The sequence below is a fragment of the Brevibacillus laterosporus genome, from assembly GCA_007833815.1.
Taxonomy (GTDB): domain Bacteria; phylum Bacillota; class Bacilli; order Brevibacillales; family Brevibacillaceae; genus Brevibacillus_B; species Brevibacillus_B laterosporus_D.
In genome coordinates this window covers 4,568,774-4,586,319 of the sequence record CP033464.1, presented here as the reverse complement: position 1 = coordinate 4,586,319, position 17,546 = coordinate 4,568,774, and the positions used below count along the sequence as shown (strand labels likewise).

The following is a 17,546-nucleotide window of genomic DNA, read 5'->3' as shown; positions in this document are numbered from 1 at the left end:
CATTACTAGGTTAACACACGAAACCCCATACACATTATTACAATCCGACCTAGATAAATACAGAAGGGATATGATGATGCATGACAATTACTCATTCGACTAGTACTTTGAATTGGGATACGGTATTTGCCATTCCTATTGCGGAAGTGAATCGTATGATAAGGGAACAAAAAAGCAGTCCGAAAAATTTTGAATTAACTGATTCAAATGGAAATGATTTCAAAGGGGAATTTAAGGACTGGCAAATTATCACGGGTGGGGATGGAAATAGTATTCGAATGAACATACCTGTTCGAGATTTCCAAACCATCTTACAGGATTTTTTCATAGGAAAATTTGGATTTCAATCTGCAGATTTACATGTTCAAGTCAAGCTTACCTATCTTCCGCACGAAACAGTCACAAAAAATGAAGGAAATGAACAATTATATGGTTTGAAAATGAAAACAAAGAGTTCGGGTCCAATTGATCCTGTCGTGATAGGTATCTCATTAAAAAATGTGACAGGTATATTCTATCCAGGGTCATTGAATCATAATGTATTCATTGATCTTGAGGAGATTCTAAAAGAAATATTCATGAGTCAAATTATTACATGGTTAACGTTACATCTCGAACAATTTACCCATACTTTTAATGTAGTCAACTTAAATCTGTATATTAGTGGTGATGAAGCATGGGCATGGTGTAGGCCTTCCTACGTTGATTATGCCTATACAGATATTGAGGGAGACGTAGAAAAAAGTTTATTAGGAGTCTTATGTATGACAGGAGGAAGGAGGGGAGGAATTCAACAACAACAAAAATTAGATGCCTATGTCATTCCCAAATCCTCAAATGCTGGATTTTTAATTGCAGAAGAACGATTTTTACGAGACGTATTATTGCCAACGTTACCAATGAAGTTTACAAATTCAACAATTGATGACTATGAAGTGATTAATGCAAGTGGTGAAGCAGGACAGTATCAACATATTCTCCAACTGAAAGACGGAAGAAAGATACAATTAGAGAGGGTACAAGCGAATGGATCAATGTATACTCCTTACCTGGAAGAATTGAAGCTAAGTTTGATCGGGGATGAAATGAAACTGGAAACATATACAGAGACTCATATATTTGACGGTATAAAAGCATATTGTCGTACCACTCATCATTATCGGATTGTATTAGCTACTAACAAAAAGGGGGAGCAAACCATCACGTATGAACAAGTAAAAGAACCGACACTGTTACAAGGAACGATAAATGGAGGTTCTGCGTTACCATGGATAATGCTTGTTGCGGGAATCATTGCGTCTGTCCTTTTAGCTGTGTTTACAGGAGGAGCAACATTGCTTATAGCTGGAATTGTTGTATCACTAATATTTGGAACCATTGCTTTGTTACCTACAATTTTTGAAACGTTAAATGTTGAAACGTCTCCAAGCATAGACCTTTTGTTAGAAAATACAACTTCTCAAATTATTTGGAATGCTAGTGAAACCTTTGAATTAGATTATGCTGGCTTAGCAGGACCACTTCAACTAGGTGGAAGGTTTGTGATATAGAGAGTCCACGATAGTTTATAAGTAAATAAGTAGAGAGGATGGTTATTTTGGATACGCATGGTTGGGATGTTGTGTATGTAGGTACTAGGGATTTAATAAATAAGCAATTAAGAAAATATATGAATGATAATAAAATCACGTTTACGTATGAAGACGAAAATACATCTGTTACATTGACCTTTGATAATTGGGAGATTGTTCCTGGGGGAGCAAGTAAATTATTGAGAGTGAAAACCCTAGTAAAAGAGGGAGAGCTAATCTTTATGGGGAACTCTACAAAGTTAGACGGTATATGTCCTCTATTAGAACTTCAGCTGGGATTTTTTCAGCAATCTAATACTCAGAAGTTAGCTTTTAACTTTCTAGTAAAAGGAGAAAGAGAAGGAGACCAACGAGAAGGCGCTGTTACTGTACTCAATCCAGATATAAATCAAGTATTTTCTCAGGGAAGTATGGTTTATACATTTTTAAACTTAACGTTAGCAGATATGTTTATAAATAACAAAGACAGAGTATCCCATATATTCGCAGAATTAAATGGATCAAATGGTATTTCATGGATGCAACCTAAAGATTATAAATATTCGTATTACTCCCCAACTAATAATCAAGAGAAAGGTTTTTTAGTGATATTTTCTGTGGTAACAAATCGAGACATATCTAATCTAGCTGAATTGATTGATGGCGCGATACTAGATAATAATCATGAGACATTCTTGGTTCTATCTGAAAAATTGTTTTTAGAACATATGATTATGCCTGAGCTGCCCAATTCATTTGGTCATGGAGCAACCATCAATCACTTTCGATTTGAAAGTACATCACCTACAAGTGGAGTCATTAAGAATAATAGGAATATAAGCTGTGACACAATAAAATCGGGGTTAATATATTATTATCCAGTAATGACGAGCTTACATTTAAAAATTGAAAGTAACAAACTTCACATGAAGGCATCAGGAAATTGTAAGATTGAAGGTCTATCAGATTCCTATATAAATTTTAATTACGAAGCAAAAAGTACTTTTTATTATAGTCGAAATAACAAGAAAATTGAATTCAGAATGGAGAATACTCCAAAGGTAGATACTGATTTAGATATTCCAGTGTGGATGTGGATTAACCCTATAGCAATGGGAATTATTTATGGTGTTGCATCTGCACTTGCTAGTTCTATTGCTAACAATCTCAGAATCAACACAAATACTTATATTGGTAACTTATCAAGTAATGTGGTGAGATGGAGTGGTATGGATGAGGAAGAGATTACAGATTGTGTGCTTGATGTAGCTTTTTGTATAAAAGGGACAACCGAAGAACTTCAAAAAGCGCATGTATTTGAAAAATGGACGGAGGGTAATGGATGGGTAAGGGGTGCAACGTTTTCGCGTTTTCCAGAGACAAAAGTGAGATATCAATGGAAGATTAATGACTATTTTCGAGAGATAATACAATCTCCTCCAACGGGAAGTGATGGAAAGCGAACTGTACCTTGCCTAGAGACTCCAGGCAATAATTTAGAATTGTACGCTGTAGACGAAAAAAACGATAATCTGAAAGTAAAAGTTGCAGAGTATAAATCACTGCTTACAGGTCATGAATTTGGTAGTTGGAATATCGTTAATTTTAATCATACTCAATATGTAGATGGTCTGTATTTTAATAAAGTTCCAAGTAGAAAAGTCCGCTATCAATTGAGTATTGATAGAGTAGAGACAGCTATTAAGGATGCTTATCCATTAGATTTTCAAGGACGACGATATGTAAATTTCTTAGATTTCAATGCTGGCAGGGGCATTCCAATCGGAAGTAGAGTACAGGTACTTGCTGTCGATGATCAATACGATAATCTGAGATTTCAAGTTGCATTACGTAACTGAAATACCATTCAATGTATAAGCTGCTGAAAATAGCTTGAAAAGCACCTCTTGAATCGTATTCAAAGATATGATTCTTAGGAGGTGTTTCTATATGGGGACAAGAGTTTCTTATCCAGAAGAAGGTAAGCGTAAAATAGAAAGGATAGATACTATTTTACGCTTACGCTTGTTTGTAACTGTCTACTTGACAAGGGTAAGACCAAATCTTGATGGTGAATGAGACAGACCCTACCATATTAATTACTTGCCTTACTCGAAACTATGTAAAGCGTCTGAAAAGCGTGAAATTGCCTCATAAATATGTTCTTCCTTAACTCGGCCGAATGTAAATCGAGCATATCCTTTCTGTGTCCCGAAGACACTTCCGGGAACATAAACAACTCCTCTTTTGATTGCCTCTTTTAACAATTGTTGTTCACTAACGTCTGCCTTCACCTTACACCACATATGAATACCACCCTCGGGTACTAGAAACTCTACCTGTTCACCTAGCTGGTCATATAATGAAAAAACCATTTTGTCTCTATTAATTGCGAGTGAGTTACGAAGCTTGTCCAAATGAATCGGGAAGTCCTCAGACGATAAAAACTGGGTTGCGATCCATTCAGGTATAATGCTATGTCCAAAATCGATTTGTTGTTTTGCATCCGCTAAACGTTCAATTACTGTCTGGGGGCCAGATATCCATCCGATCCGTAAACCAGACGCGACAATTTTGCTTAAGGAACTAACATAGAGAACGGTACCATTTTGATCCAAAGATTTTAAGGTTGGAACTTGTGTTTTATCAAAAGCAGTTAAACTGTATGGATCATCCTCAATGATAGGTATTCCGAAGTGGGAGGAAATTTCTAGAACTCTTTTTCTACGTTCTAAGTTGAGAAATGACCCATTAGGATTTTGAAAATTGGGATTAAGAAATACCATTTTAATGCGATGCTGCTTATAGAATTCCACGATATCATCCGGATTAATCCCATGATTATCAACAGGTAACAAGAAGGGTCTTAGTCCGGCTGATTTAAATAAAGGTAAAGAATAGCTATATGAGGGGTCTTCAATCGCAACGGCATCCCCTGATTGAAGTAAGCACTGGACAATCAAGTAAAGAGCCTGCTGTGCCCCAGAAGTAATCAATACAGATGAAGGCGTCGCAGTAATATTTCTAGATTCCTTTAGATGTAAGGAGATGGTTTCACGCAGTTTCAGGTTACCTTGAGGGTGATCATAGCCAACGTGATAGGTAAAAGCCTCATTCGACATGATGTTGCGAAAGTATTGGGAAGCAGATAAATCGGGTGAAAGTTCCCCGCTTGCTAGATCTATGAGATCAAGAGAGAATGCCTCTTTGCGTATGGAACGCGTCATAGTGGTGTTAGGAAGGAATGATCCTGTTTCGATCAATTTCTCCCAGTTGGGAATGCGGTTGCGAGATGTACCCCATATGTTTCTGCTTACGATTGTCCCCTTCCCCTGCAAGCTTTCCACAATACCAGCAGCACGTAATTCTTCATAGGCAGATACGACTGTCGAACGGTTTACATCTAATTCTTTTGAAAGCAAGCGTTCGGAAGGAAGCACTGTTCCAGCAGGATATTCTCCATTGGAGATACGTTGTTCAAGATATTGGGCAATTTGCTTATATAAAGGGATTCTACTTTCACGATTGGGTTGCCAATCCATACAAGATTTCACTTCCTTACTATTCACTTTAAAGCTTAGTGGATGGTCATAATTTTATGGAACTGGAGGGTTCATTTCAACTTATAAAATATATAATTTTAATAGTACTTAATGTTACTAAAACATATAGTGACCTATTATTGCAATTAAGGGGTTCAGTGAAAGGAGAGAAGAGTATGAAGTATCGAAAGTTTCCAGGCACAGATTCTCTGGTATCTGAAATTGGCTTTGGCGTTTGGACAGTAGCAACCCACTGGTGGGGGATAACGGATCGAAGTTTAGGCAAAAAGCTTTTGCAGTCTGCATACGAGGATTTCGGAATTACCTTTTTTGACACGGCAGACGTGTATGGTGATGGCTATGGGGAGAAAATCATTGCAGAAACATTAGGTAGTGTTCGAGACAAGATTTTCATAGCAACAAAATTTGGATATGACATCTACCAACATCCCGGTGAGCGAAAAGGACATACAGAGCTTCCTCAAAACTGGTCGAAGAAGCATATTGTGACAGCCTGTGAACAAAGCTTGAAACGTCTTGGAACAGATTATATCGATTATTATCAGCTTCACAATCCACGAATGGATGCAATTCAAAATGATGAGATATTGGAATCTCTTGAGCAGTTAAAATCTCAAGGAAAGATTCGCCATTATGGAGTAGCGATGGGGCCTGATCTCGGGTGGAGAAATGAATCCTTAGAAGCATGGAACAAGGGATATGAGGCTGTACAAGTAATCAATAATATACTGGAACAGGAACCAGCTAGGGACCTATTACAGGTTGCAGAAGAACAGGCAAAAACATTAATTATAAGAATCCCTCATGCCTCTGGATTACTGGACGGCACTTATGATCCTGACAAGCATTTTGGTAAGTCAGACCATAGAGCGCATCGTCCAGTCGATTGGATGAGAGCAGGTAATGAGGTGGTAAATGAAATGAAGAATAAAGGGCTATTCGACGGTTCAAATCGAACATTGGCTCAACTAGCGATTCAGTTTTCCCTTTACCATCCCTCTGTTCTCTCCGTAATACCTAATATTACGAGTGAAGAAAATTTGGAAGAATTTGCACTAACTTCTGAGACTGTTCCGCTTTCTAAGGAAGAGCATGAGCAAATGGAGTTACTGTGGGTAAACGGGTACAATGAGCGTTTAAAACAACCGTTATCCGATTCAAGTAGCAAACCTACTCCTGTACATCAGTAATTGCGTAATCAATCTCATTCATAGGATTCCTCGGATTCCTTGGTAATTCTTAACATAGTAAGCCCCAAAATTGGACGTAAGTGATGCTTTGTCCATCTTTGGGGCTTTATTTATGTTGTCTACCTTACTTGATGTGGTGTTCATTCTTTGTGGCTAATTCTTGTCGTAATTGTTTCGATATGTTGAACATGGATGGGTGAAACGATGGCAGACTGGATGGCGACATTCTTTCAATAATTCAGTAGGATAGGGTCGTGTATCTGTGGTTTTCTTCTAAACTTACTGTTTGAATGGATTTGGTTACTAGCGCGCGTAAATAATCGGTATCCGTTATACACAACTCGACCAAATGATCGTGTCTACTAATCTGAAAATACATCAAGAAAGGGGTACCTCCATGAAATTTAAATGGGCTTTCATTACTTTCATTTTTGCCACTATTACAATACTTACAGGTTGTAGTAACAAGTTAATGGTCTTAGATCCTAAAGGACCTCAGGCCCAAACGCAAGCGGATGTCATTATGATATCGATTTGGACGATGGCATTCATTGTTATTGTCGTTGTCGCTCTTTTTGTATATATGATAGTAAAATACAATGCGTCTAAACAAAGGGAAAATTATGAACCTCCTTACATTGAAGGCAATATGATTGTTGAATTGGTTTGTGTAGGGATACCAGTTTTAATCGTAGTTGTACTTTCAATTATTTCGGTCAAAAGCAACTATATAGTTGAATCAACCCCGAAAGGATACGAAGATAAAAAACCTTTAATTATTTATGCTTCATCCTCAAACTGGAAATGGCATTTTAGTTATCCGGAGGAAGATATCGAAACAGTTAACTACCTACGTATACCAACAGACCGAGCAATTGAATTTAAACTTTATTCATACGGACCTATTACTAGTTTTTGGATTCCGCAATTAGGGGGACAAAAATACGCAATGGCTGACATGGTTACCACATTACACTTAGCAGCTGATGTTTCAGGTGAATACATGGGACGAAATGCAAACTTTAGTGGAAAAGGATTTGCTGAAAATACTTTCAACGTCCAGGCTATGCCTGAAGCAAAATATGATAAATGGGTAAAGGAAGTTAAAGAAACTGCTGAACCTCTTACCGAAGAAAAATTCGATGAATTATTAGTACCAGGTCACGTTGGGCAATCCACGTTCAATGGAACCCATTTAGAATTTAGGCCAGCTCCAGAAGGTGAGCATGGTGGACATCATCATTGATCTAGAAATTCTAATGAATGCTCAGAATACAATCAATACTATTACTATTTTTATAAATTAACAGCTAGTTTACATGACAAAAATTCACTTCCCGAAAGGAGTCACAATAGCATGGATTACTTTAATAGATTTGCCGTACCCCATCCAAGTCCTGCGATTTACGCATCGATGGTTGCCATTGTTCTTACTGTTGTCGCGATAATGGCTGGCTTAACCTATTTCAAAAAATGGGGTTATTTATGGCGCGAATGGTTAACTACAGTAGACCATAAACGTATCGGCATTATGTATCTACTATCTGCTTTGCTGATGCTATTCCGTGGTGGTGCTGACGCTATTATGATGCGTGCTCAAACAGCCGTGCCTGAAAATACCTTGCTAGATGCTCAGCACTATAATGAAATTTTCACAACACATGGGACTGTCATGCTCATCTTTATGGCAATGCCGTTCATTTATGCCCTAATGAACTTCGTTGTTCCATTACAAATTGGAGCTCGTGATGTGGCGTTCCCACGTTTAAATGCACTAGGCTTCTGGCTATTTTTCATGGGTGCGATGTTATTCAACATCTCTTTCGTAGTTGGTGGTTCTCCTGATGCAGGTTGGTCTGCTTATTTTCCATTGGCAGGTAATGAATTTAGTCCATCTGTAGGAACGAACTATTATGCGTTAGCACTTCAGATTTCTGGGCTTGGTACATTAATATCTGGTATTAACTTTATTACTACCATTCTAAAAATGAGAGCACCTGGTATAACATTAATGAAAATGCCGATGTTCACATGGTCTGCCTTTGTCACTAATGTTATCGTGGTTTTCGCTTTCCCTGTATTAACAGTGGCGCTTATTATGATGACAATGGACCGACTATTTGGAACACACTTCTTTGCGTCGACTAATGGCGGCATGGACATGCTTTGGGCGAACTTGTTCTGGGTTTGGGGCCATCCTGAGGTTTACATTTTAGTCCTGCCGGCATTTGGTGTATATAGTGAGATTATTTCAACCTTTGCACGCCGTAACTTATATGGTTATAAATCAATGGTGGCGTCAATGGTTATAATATCTCTTCTTTCATTCTTAGTATGGACACACCATTTCTTTACAATGGGACAGGGAGCACTTACTAACAGTATATTCTCTATAACAACAATGGCGATTGCTGTTCCAACTGGGATTAAGATATTTAACTGGTTGTTCACGCTTTGGAAAGGAAAAATTGTTTTTACAGTTCCGATGCTCTATTCATTAGGATTTATTCCTATTTTCTTAATTGGTGGGGTAACTGGAGTTATGCTTGGAATGTCAGCAGCTGACTACCAATACCATAATACGATGTTCTTAGTAGCACACTTCCACTACGTAATTATTCCTGGTGTTGTATTCGCTATGATTGCTGGTCTCACTTACTGGTGGCCAAAAATGTTTGGTTTCATGCTGAATGAAAGAATCGGGAAATGGGCGTTTTGGTTTATTGCAATCAGCTTTAACGTCACATTTTTCCCAATGTTCCTCTCGGGTTTAGATGGTCAAGCGCGTCGTATGTACACTTACTCTGAATCAACTGGCTTTGGACCGTTGAACTTCATTTCTTTCATTGGAGCAATCGGAATGTTAATTGGTTTTGTTCTACTTGTTTACAATATTTACTGGAGTGTTCGTTATGCGTCAAGAAATATTAGTACGGATCCGTGGGACGCACGTTCTCTTGAATGGGCTACACATAGTCCAGTACCAGCATATAACTTTGCTGTTACACCACAAGCTAATTCAATTGAAGCATTCTGGGATTCTAAGAAAAAAGGTCATAAATTATTCAAAGGTGAAATGAAAAAAATTCATATGCCAAATAACAGCGGTGCTCCGTTCCTCATGAGTTGTATTTTCTTCCTGTGGGGCTTTGCATTTGTTTTCGGGATGTGGATTGTTGCCATACTTGCAACAATCAGTATCTTTGCTTGTTTGACTTACCGTTCATTTGAGAAAGATGACGGCTATTACATCTCTGTTAAAGAAATTGAAGAGACAGAAAAAAGATTGCGAGGTGCTTAATCTATGAAAATAAATCACTCGCTACCACTCGAATATAGTACAGAACAAAATTCGTTAAATATCCTAGGCTTCTGGATTTTCCTTGGAGCCGAAATTGTTCTTTTTGGAACGCTTTTCGCATCATATTTCACATTAGTAGATCGGATTGGTAACGGTCCAGCTGGGAGAGAGATTTTCGAGATCACTCCAGTACTAATTGAAACAATCTTGCTTTTAGTAAGTAGTTTTATCATCGGTCTTGGAATTCACGCCATGCGTATCGGTAACAAGAAAGCAATGATGACATTCTTTACTATCACATTGCTTCTTGGTCTAGGATTCTTAGGAGTTGAAATTTATGAATTCGTTCACTATGTTCACATTGGAGCAGGATTACAAACAAGTGCGTTTACAGCTATCCTACTAACAACATTAGGAACACATGGTGCGCACGTTTCATTTGGAATATTCTGGGGATTATATATCATCATGCAAGTTAAAAAGCGAGGTTTGACTCCTCAAACAGCCAATAAATCATTCATTTTCTCTCTGTACTGGCATTTCTTAGACGTAGTTTGGATCTTCATCTTCAGCTTCGTCTACCTGAAAGGAATGATGTAAAAGATGAAAGAGCTATTCCCGCAAAAACAAGTAATGGGCTTTGCAATGTCCATGATTCTTACTGCAATTGCGCTTACTGTCTATTTCTTTGACATTTCATTTGCAATAGGTATGACGGTTCTTCTTGTAACAGCATTCATACAAGCTGGTGTTCAGCTAGTTGTGTTTATGCATGCTGGTGAAACTGGTGATCAAAAATCAATTTATACGAACCTATTTTACGCATTAGTTATAGCTCTTGTTACAGTGTTTGGAACCTTGCTATGTATGATCTGGGGTTACCAATAATGCATTTTATCAAAAAGGAGTGTCTATAAGGAGAACTTTACAAAATGATTGTCACTTTCGAAAAAGGCACTATTGGGGTTTTCAAAAGAGTCATAGTAATCACAACATGCAGCCAAAGCTCCCCAGGGGTCGGCTGCATTTTTGTTATCAGGGGTCTAGTCAACCAATACATAAATACGTATTAAAGTCGTCATAACCCTTACGCCTCTAGGGTTGAGGGTTTTTTGTTTTTGTGGATGATATTTGAATTTTTACATGGCAGAGACTATTCTAGACAATGCCTATAAATTGCTATTTGAATATATATTTAGGAATTTTGTAAAAAAAAGAAAAAAGTTCTTGATAATAATTCTCAATGTAACTATAATGATTACAACAGGAGGTGAACAAATTAGAAGAAAGTGGGTAAAAGGAATTTTAATAATATTCATAGTTTTTACATTTTAACAATAATCTATGGGAGGAATTATGATGTTTAAAAAAATTATTTTAGCTGGCGTATTAGGAGTAGCGGGATTGACTGGAGCAAGTCTGACAGGATTAGAAGCAACAAAAGTGAGTGCTGCTGCGAGTACGCAAGCACAAGATGTTGTAAAATATTACTCTTTAAGTTCCAATGAAGTTACTCAAAAAGAATCCTTTTACTTAAAAAAAGGGGAGGAGCTTAGCGTTACAGTAAATAATTCGGGGTATCCTATTACTTACACAGTCTATGATGCAGACAATAAAGTGATAGGTACATATGATACGTACTCAAATTATGGGCGTATCTTTAAAGCAGCAAAAGATGGGAACATCTCTGTTCAATTTAAATCAGGAGTAAATTCTTCTTTTACAAAAAAAATGAGCTTTACAGCTAAATTTTCATTTTATAAGTTTGCAGAATAAGTTCTACATTTTGTAGAGAACAACAGTATTCGGAAGCTAGTAGGCGAGGAAGAATGTTTTTGAAACCAAAACCGATAACTCATTTTTGCCTTAGTTCAATAGAACAGAAGTGTTTAGGTTTTGGAGACGGGGTTATCTTACCTTTATAGTGACGAGTACTACCACCGATGCTTGTAAACAGGTCCTTCTCAAACTGAAGGACCTGTTTATTTAGCAACCGAGTACATTTCTTCTTATTTTCAACAGGATTGCTTCAAATCCCATGCTTTATCTCTTGCATTTATCCCAGCCAGCCATTATTTCGTAGATAGTAAAACCTCTGGCACGATTTTTATTCACTGAGTTAAGAGGAGTTTGTAAATTAAGTGCTGTGATTAATTGCATAAAAAAATTTTACCTCGATTCCTAGAGGATTCAGCAATGCGAACAGCTTCCTGTACCTCCAGTAGGTGGTAATGAGAGTATGGCAGCATTAGTCCCAATTTTTTTTCGCTTATTAATGTTATCAAAAGAGTAAAGGTTTCTTGCCAAGTTTGTACAGATACCTGCTGATTCCAATGCCTTAGATGGAACAGCTTAATATTCACTTTTGCCATACGCGAAATATCTGCCCAATTAACAGGTATCCCTGATAAAAGACCAAGCGTTAATAAAATACCGTTAGGTCGGACGCAAAAAGCTAACTCTGATCCAGCTGATCCCCCTATGGAATCAATAGCAGCATTTGCTCCAAGCCCATTGGTCAATTCCATAACAGTATGATGTAATGAAGTCTCTGAGGTATTTATTACATGGGACGCACCAAGCTGGAGCAGTTCTTCTGTATAGGTATTGTTCCTAGTGACAGCAATTAATCGAAAACCGAGAATAGTAGATAACTGGCAAAAGATACGTCCAATAGAAGAGCCGCAAGCGTTGACGAGTAATATATCATCTTCTCTTAATTTTAATACTTCTGTACAAGTAATCCATGCTGTTATAGGGTTTATATATAACTGTGCGGCTGTATAATCTTCAATAGAATTAGGTATGGGAATTGCCAATTCCGCTGATGTTTTCACAAATTCCTGCCAGGTACCTTCTCCTCGTAAAGGAAGAACACGTCTACCAAGTAGCTCTTGAGAAACGGAAGGACCAACTTCTTCTACAATACCTACCCCTTCATATCCTGGAATCGAAGGTAAAGAAATACGATGAGAGTATGCGCCTCTAATGGGTATTAAGTCAGAAGGATTTATAGGACGAACGCTCATACGAACAAGAATTTCTCCACTCATAGGACGTTGGATTTTTTTACTTTCAACTTGTAAAACATCCTGCGGTCTTCCAAATTCATGGTATGTAATACATGTGGCTAACAAGATAATAACTCTCCTTTCATTGAAATCTCCCTCTTATTTTATATTATCATCTTCAACAACGATGCTGGCAGTAAAGCTGAATACTTGCAATGACATAAAAATTGTGAATAATATTATTATAACGTGAAGATTTCTCATAAAACGAGTTGACGTAGTTTTATGGTCTCATTTGTAGGTAGTGTCTAAAGAGATGATTCCATTCGTTAGTAGAATGAAAAACGGTTTCAGCTTATAAAGGAAGCCGTTTTATTTTTAGACCAACCTATAGTAGTTAGAATAATAACTTCTAAAAAGGAAATGAGGAGTAAATAGTGAATGTAAGAGCTTTATTACATATGTTTATCGCTATGACGATTTTTGGATCAGTTGGATTTTTTTCTGTTTTAACTGGTCTTCCGGCATTGGAATTAGTTTTTATTAGATGTATTTGCGCAACCATTTTTCTAGGGCTGACATGGGTTATTACAGGAACATATAAAAAAGAAAAATGGAGCAAAGGAGAGTTGATTAGAATCAGTTTCTGTGGTTTAGCAAATCTTTTAAATTGGATTTTCTTATTTAAATCCTTTGAACTAATATCTATTACAGTAGCGATATCACTCTATCATCTTGCTCCGATGATTGTCTTACTTGTAGGCAGCTTTATCTTTAGAGAAAAATTAACAATACTATCAATCCTGGCTATATCTGTATGTTTTGTAGGAACCATATTCATTATTGGAGTTGGTGGTGAGGTATCACATGCTCCATTCCAAATGACCGGATTTTTGTACGCTATTTTAGCAGCGCTCTTTTATGCGTTGACGATGATTCTAGGGAAAAGCATTCAAAAAACAAGTGTATATGCTACCACGTTCATACAAACGGCTTTTGGCGCAATTTGCTTACTTCCATTTATTCAATATCATGTATTTGGGGATTTAACTACTCTAAATTGGGCCTATGCAATAATAACTGGTATTATCCACACTGGTGTTGTTTATCTTCTGTTTTTCGATAGTGTTCGAAAGCTATCCACTAGAACGATTTCAGGAATGGTATTTTTAGATCCAGCAGTTGCTATTTTATTAGATGTGCTCATAATCGGATTTCGACCAAGTACCATTCAAACAGTAGGCATCTTATTTATTTTCATTGGAATGCTCTATACATTAAAAAAACCAAAACATGAAAATAAAATAAGTGTATAATCATCGGGAGTTCCCCTCTATAATTGATTAAAAATGGGAGCTTAGCTAAAATGATGGAAATCATTTTAGGAGGAGAGGGTCACATGAATGCTTATGAGTTGAAGATAAAAGAATATTTACATTCCACTAATGCCGATGCCGAACACTTTATTTTAAATCAATCTTGTCATACGGTCCAAGATGCAGCCAAAGCCGTTAACGTTTCTATAAACGATGTCGTAAAAAATATTTGTATGATTGACCAAAATGGAAATGTAATTGTTGCCATTGTAAGAGGAGAAGATAGAGCCAGTACATCGAGAGTAAGTAAGGCACTCCATATTGAAAGACCTCGTTTGGCAGATGAAAAAGAAGTGTTAGAAGGCACTGGATACCCCGCAGGTGGAGTCCCCTCTTTTGGTTTTGATGCAACCTTTTTAATTGATCCTAGAGTAATGGAATTGAATTACGTTTTTACGGGTGGAGGTTCGCCTCATTCCTTAGTTAAAATGAAGGTAGAAGACTTATTGAAGTTAAATAGAGGAAAGAATGTTCGAGTAAGAAAATAATAGGTACCAAATGTTGTGAGCGCATAAGCCTTAAGCAAATAAAAATAGAGTAAAAAAAGCACCACTCGGATGCTTTTTTTACTGGATGTCCATCATAATCCTATAGAAGAAGTACTTTCGTATATCTACAAAAAGATCAATTAATAATCACAGTTCCTGATATGGGTACGGGCTTAATTCCAGAGTTTTGTAAAATTACAATCCAATGAGAACTACGAGGGACAGTTACAGTAGAGCTTTTCGGATAGACTTTTTCAGCTCCATATCTATTTGCATTGAGTAGATACCATCCCAGTGTATCTACAGGTTTGTCGAATGTAACTGTTACTGTGCCACCTTTAGATAGAAAAAAAGGTCCCGTGACCCCAGCCTCTCCATATCCTCTGTCCCATTCCTTCACGGTTAACGAAAATGGAATAGAAGACTGAAGGTAAGCATTATCACTTGTACTTACTGTGGTAGTGTTATCCTTTTCTGGAGCGGCAAAACTAGTTGATGAGATTGAGAAAACAAAAGGTACAGCTAATAAAGAATAAAATATTTTTTTCATCATATAACCTTCTTTCCTTAATCAGATATATAGATCGTTGATTGGAACGAATTAAGTCCCTTAATGTAAAATTCTATAAATGTTATATTTTACCTTTTTGTTTCTTAGACCTCTTTTCTTACCTATATTAGGCTATGTAAACTTCTCGATCTAATAGAGAGAATTCATGTATATTCTGGAAAGAAGACACGTATAGCAAACAAGAGAAGAAAAATACATGAGCAAAAATGAAACGCAGGGGAGTATTGATACGTACATATAGAAAACGGGTAGGAAGCAACAAAGAGGGGGTTTTAACATGGATGTCTTATTGTGGTTGATCGTCATTCTCTTATTCGGTCTTAGCATCGCTGGCATCTTTTTTCCTGTGTTACCTGATACCATTTTGTTATGGGGCGGTTTCTTGTTATATCAGTTTGCTATAGCAGGACCGGGGGCAGGATTACCAGTTTCCTTTTGGTGGGGAATGGGAATTTTAAGTGTCTTGTTATTCGGTGCCGATTTATTGACCAACATGTACTTTGTTAAAAAGTATGGGGGATCAAAGGCATCAGCAATTGGCTCTATAGTGGGTATTATCATCGGTGTATTTTTGTTTCCACCATTTGGTATGATTATTGTACCATTTATATTTGTATTGTTAATTGAAATGCTGATGCAAAAACAACCGGCCGAACGTGCTTTTAAGATAGCAGTAGGGAGCCTAATTGGTTTCTTTAGTAGTGCTGTCGTGAAAATCTTTATTCAATTGATTATGATCATCTGGTTCTTTATTGTGGCCCTGTAGAACTTTGTTTGAATAGAATAGATCAAAATAGATCAGATCACAAAGCTTGTTACATATAACAAAACCGAGACTGTCGATCACATTTTCTCTACGAATAGTGGAGTTATGTTGACAATCTCGGTTTGTTTTATTTGTAAAAATTTCGATCATTAAAAAATAAGCTTACTTCTATCGGTAACTATTATGAGGAGGAGTAAACAAATCTTCATGTGCATTTCTAACAAGAGAAAAATGGTCTACATTGTAATGCCCATGCAAAATTTCATTATGGTGATTAATCATTTGTTCGGCAGTTAAAATGGTCGAATCCGTTGTAGAATGTCCGTCTCCAACAAGAGTCACATCAAAGCCAGATATGGTAGCTGTTCTTACGGCTGTGTCTATGCAGTGTTCTGTTTTGCAACCCATCATAATAAGATGCTTAATTTGATGTTCTTGTAAGAAAGATAATAAAGGTGTTCCATAAAACACATTAGTTGCTGTTTTATCGAATATTTTCGAGGTAAAGGGGACATGAATGTTCTGATGAATACCAAAACCTCGCCCATTTCCATTAGCAACATCTTTATCTCGAATGAAAATGATGAAAGAATCTGTATCTACTGCTTGTTGTATGACTGCATTAATAGAAAGTAATAAATTTTCCCTTTGATAAACGGGTTTATTGGTTTCGTTTCCATCAAGTAGTTCTTGTTGAGCGTCAATGATGAGTAAGGCTTGTTTGAAGTCTTGATCCAAATAAAACACTCCTTTATTGGTAAGAACGTTATCTAGTAATCTTACATCTAAGAATAAACAAATAGAAGAAGAAAAACGACGAACATCTAACAGAAACGTATTGCAGAAAAGAGTAGTGAGTTACAAAAAAATAAGCTACATAAATAAAGGATCACAAACAAAAAACTCTTGGTGAGTATTATCTTCACCAAGAGTTTTTTGAGTTCAATCAAATTAGAAGCATCTTTGGGGATTAAAGTAAATGTTCTAGTGGAAAAGGCGATAAACACCAATCACTTTGCCTAGAATACTAACATTATCTAAAATGATCGGTTCTAATTGAGAATTTTCTGGTTGTAGACGGAAGTGGGTCTTTTCCTTAAAGAAACGTTTAACAGTTGCTTCATCTTCTTCTGTCATAGCCACTACGATATCTCCGTTATTGGCTACATTTTGCTGGCGGACAATTACGTAGTCGCCATCTAAAATTCCTGCTTCAATCATACTCTCTCCCATTACGCGCAACATGAATACATTGTCAGATGTAACGATGTTTTCTGGCAACGGAAAATATTCTTCCACTTGTTCAATTGCTGTAATAGGTTGACCTGCTGTTACCTTTCCGACAACTGGGACGCGAACAATGGAACTTTCATAATCATCCTGTAAACGACTTTCATCCAATAATTCAATGGCACGTGGTTTAGTAGGATCGCGGCGGATTAGGCCTTTCTTTTCAAGTCGTGCGAGATGACCGTGAACAGTGGAGCTGGAAGCTAGTCCCACCGCTTCACCGATTTCTCGGACAGACGGGGGATATCCTTTATCTTTTACTTCCTTACGAATAAAATCAATGATCGCTTGTTGGCGATTGGAGAGTTTGGACATTTCGAACACCTCATTCTCTCGATCCAGATATTTTCTACATTATACCATGAGAATTTGCGTTCGACAAACATTAGTTCGATTTTTACCGCTTGACAGGAATATTT

General features: G+C 37.1%; 17 protein-coding genes. 12 read left to right on the top strand and 5 right to left on the bottom strand.

What is annotated here, in order from left to right; genetic code table 11:
- Nucleotides 1–80 precede the first annotated feature (80 nt).
- Together EEL30_22560 and EEL30_22555 are read left to right on the top strand one after the other, a co-directional pair.
- The gene (locus tag EEL30_22560; protein ID QDX94823.1) at nucleotides 81–1,550 is read left to right on the top strand and encodes a toxin; all 1,470 of its coding nucleotides are present in this window, start codon (nucleotides 81–83) and stop codon (nucleotides 1,548–1,550) included.
- A gap of 38 nt (nucleotides 1,551–1,588) precedes the next feature.
- Complete coding sequence (locus EEL30_22555; GenBank protein ID QDX94822.1) at nucleotides 1,589–3,430, top strand: hypothetical protein; 1,842 nt, start codon at nucleotides 1,589–1,591, stop codon at nucleotides 3,428–3,430.
- 249 nt (nucleotides 3,431–3,679) lie between these two features.
- Here the strand turns inward: EEL30_22555 and EEL30_22550 are convergent, their stop codons facing one another.
- Nucleotides 3,680–5,113 (bottom strand): PLP-dependent aminotransferase family protein, encoded by a 1,434-nt coding sequence (locus EEL30_22550; GenBank protein QDX94821.1) that lies wholly within the window; start codon nucleotides 5,111–5,113, stop codon nucleotides 3,680–3,682.
- A 176-nt stretch (nucleotides 5,114–5,289) separates the two neighbouring features.
- Here EEL30_22550 and EEL30_22545 point away from each other — a divergent pair, with 176 nt between their 5' ends.
- From EEL30_22545 to EEL30_22515, 7 genes are all read left to right on the top strand, one after another.
- The gene (locus tag EEL30_22545) at nucleotides 5,290–6,324 is read left to right on the top strand and encodes an aldo/keto reductase (GenBank protein QDX94820.1); all 1,035 of its coding nucleotides are present in this window, start codon (nucleotides 5,290–5,292) and stop codon (nucleotides 6,322–6,324) included.
- A gap of 397 nt (nucleotides 6,325–6,721) precedes the next feature.
- On the top strand, nucleotides 6,722–7,570 hold the full coding sequence (gene qoxA / locus EEL30_22540; GenBank protein ID QDX94819.1) for a cytochrome aa3 quinol oxidase subunit II: 849 nt from the start codon (nucleotides 6,722–6,724) through the stop codon (nucleotides 7,568–7,570).
- Nucleotides 7,571–7,681: 111 nt separating this feature from the next.
- On the top strand, nucleotides 7,682–9,625 hold the full coding sequence (gene qoxB, locus EEL30_22535; GenBank protein QDX94818.1) for a cytochrome aa3 quinol oxidase subunit I: 1,944 nt from the start codon (nucleotides 7,682–7,684) through the stop codon (nucleotides 9,623–9,625).
- A gap of 3 nt (nucleotides 9,626–9,628) precedes the next feature.
- Nucleotides 9,629–10,225, top strand: a complete 597-nt coding sequence (gene qoxC, locus EEL30_22530) for a cytochrome aa3 quinol oxidase subunit III (GenBank protein QDX94817.1) — start codon at nucleotides 9,629–9,631, stop codon at nucleotides 10,223–10,225.
- A gap of 3 nt (nucleotides 10,226–10,228) precedes the next feature.
- Nucleotides 10,229–10,513 (top strand): cytochrome aa3 quinol oxidase subunit IV, encoded by a 285-nt coding sequence (qoxD, locus tag EEL30_22525; GenBank protein QDX94816.1) that lies wholly within the window; start codon nucleotides 10,229–10,231, stop codon nucleotides 10,511–10,513.
- 255 nt (nucleotides 10,514–10,768) lie between these two features.
- Complete coding sequence (locus EEL30_22520) at nucleotides 10,769–10,960, top strand: hypothetical protein (GenBank protein QDX94815.1); 192 nt, start codon at nucleotides 10,769–10,771, stop codon at nucleotides 10,958–10,960.
- Between the two features lie 21 nt (nucleotides 10,961–10,981).
- Nucleotides 10,982–11,401, top strand: coding sequence for a hypothetical protein (locus tag EEL30_22515; protein ID QDX94814.1), 420 nt, complete (start codon nucleotides 10,982–10,984; stop codon nucleotides 11,399–11,401).
- Between the two features lie 374 nt (nucleotides 11,402–11,775).
- Here EEL30_22515 and EEL30_22510 read toward each other — a convergent pair whose 3' ends face one another.
- The gene (locus EEL30_22510) at nucleotides 11,776–12,762 is read right to left on the bottom strand and encodes an alcohol dehydrogenase (protein ID QDX94813.1); all 987 of its coding nucleotides are present in this window, start codon (nucleotides 12,760–12,762) and stop codon (nucleotides 11,776–11,778) included.
- Nucleotides 12,763–13,097: 335 nt separating this feature from the next.
- Here EEL30_22510 and EEL30_22505 point away from each other — a divergent pair, with 335 nt between their 5' ends.
- Entirely contained in the window at nucleotides 13,098–13,952 is an 855-nt protein-coding gene (locus EEL30_22505; GenBank protein ID QDX95859.1) for a DMT family transporter, read from the top strand.
- A gap of 83 nt (nucleotides 13,953–14,035) precedes the next feature.
- Complete coding sequence (locus tag EEL30_22500) at nucleotides 14,036–14,500, top strand: hypothetical protein (protein QDX95858.1); 465 nt, start codon at nucleotides 14,036–14,038, stop codon at nucleotides 14,498–14,500.
- A 136-nt stretch (nucleotides 14,501–14,636) separates the two neighbouring features.
- Here EEL30_22500 and EEL30_22495 read toward each other — a convergent pair whose 3' ends face one another.
- The gene (locus tag EEL30_22495) at nucleotides 14,637–15,050 is read right to left on the bottom strand and encodes a hypothetical protein (protein ID QDX94812.1); all 414 of its coding nucleotides are present in this window, start codon (nucleotides 15,048–15,050) and stop codon (nucleotides 14,637–14,639) included.
- Nucleotides 15,051–15,348: 298 nt separating this feature from the next.
- Between EEL30_22495 and EEL30_22490 the strand changes: the two genes are divergently transcribed.
- Nucleotides 15,349–15,837 (top strand): DUF456 domain-containing protein, encoded by a 489-nt coding sequence (locus EEL30_22490; protein QDX94811.1) that lies wholly within the window; start codon nucleotides 15,349–15,351, stop codon nucleotides 15,835–15,837.
- 168 nt (nucleotides 15,838–16,005) lie between these two features.
- Here the strand turns inward: EEL30_22490 and EEL30_22485 are convergent, their stop codons facing one another.
- Nucleotides 16,006–16,575, bottom strand: a complete 570-nt coding sequence (locus tag EEL30_22485; protein ID QDX94810.1) for an isochorismatase family protein — start codon at nucleotides 16,573–16,575, stop codon at nucleotides 16,006–16,008.
- Between the two features lie 246 nt (nucleotides 16,576–16,821).
- Complete coding sequence (lexA, locus tag EEL30_22480) at nucleotides 16,822–17,442, bottom strand: transcriptional repressor LexA (GenBank protein QDX94809.1); 621 nt, start codon at nucleotides 17,440–17,442, stop codon at nucleotides 16,822–16,824.
- Nucleotides 17,443–17,546 lie beyond the last annotated feature (104 nt).

Excerpts from the sequence above, each read along its gene's own strand:
- EEL30_22560 (QDX94823.1), top strand. The coding sequence starts at position 81 with ATGACAATTACTCATTCGACTAGTACTTTGAATTGGGATACGGTATTT.
- EEL30_22555 (QDX94822.1), top strand. The coding sequence starts at position 1,589 with ATGGTTATTTTGGATACGCATGGTTGGGATGTTGTGTATGTAGGTACT.
- EEL30_22550 (QDX94821.1), bottom strand. The coding sequence starts at position 5,113 with ATGGATTGGCAACCCAATCGTGAAAGTAGAATCCCTTTATATAAGCAA.
- EEL30_22545 (QDX94820.1), top strand. The coding sequence starts at position 5,290 with ATGAAGTATCGAAAGTTTCCAGGCACAGATTCTCTGGTATCTGAAATT.
- qoxA (QDX94819.1), top strand. The coding sequence starts at position 6,722 with ATGAAATTTAAATGGGCTTTCATTACTTTCATTTTTGCCACTATTACA.
- qoxB (QDX94818.1), top strand. The coding sequence starts at position 7,682 with ATGGATTACTTTAATAGATTTGCCGTACCCCATCCAAGTCCTGCGATT.
- qoxC (QDX94817.1), top strand. The coding sequence starts at position 9,629 with ATGAAAATAAATCACTCGCTACCACTCGAATATAGTACAGAACAAAAT.
- qoxD (QDX94816.1), top strand. The coding sequence starts at position 10,229 with ATGAAAGAGCTATTCCCGCAAAAACAAGTAATGGGCTTTGCAATGTCC.
- EEL30_22520 (QDX94815.1), top strand. The coding sequence starts at position 10,769 with ATGGCAGAGACTATTCTAGACAATGCCTATAAATTGCTATTTGAATAT.
- EEL30_22515 (QDX94814.1), top strand. The coding sequence starts at position 10,982 with ATGATGTTTAAAAAAATTATTTTAGCTGGCGTATTAGGAGTAGCGGGA.
- EEL30_22505 (QDX95859.1), top strand. The coding sequence starts at position 13,098 with ATGTTTATCGCTATGACGATTTTTGGATCAGTTGGATTTTTTTCTGTT.
- EEL30_22500 (QDX95858.1), top strand. The coding sequence starts at position 14,036 with ATGAATGCTTATGAGTTGAAGATAAAAGAATATTTACATTCCACTAAT.
- EEL30_22495 (QDX94812.1), bottom strand. The coding sequence starts at position 15,050 with ATGAAAAAAATATTTTATTCTTTATTAGCTGTACCTTTTGTTTTCTCA.
- EEL30_22490 (QDX94811.1), top strand. The coding sequence starts at position 15,349 with ATGGATGTCTTATTGTGGTTGATCGTCATTCTCTTATTCGGTCTTAGC.
- lexA (QDX94809.1), bottom strand. The coding sequence starts at position 17,442 with ATGTCCAAACTCTCCAATCGCCAACAAGCGATCATTGATTTTATTCGT.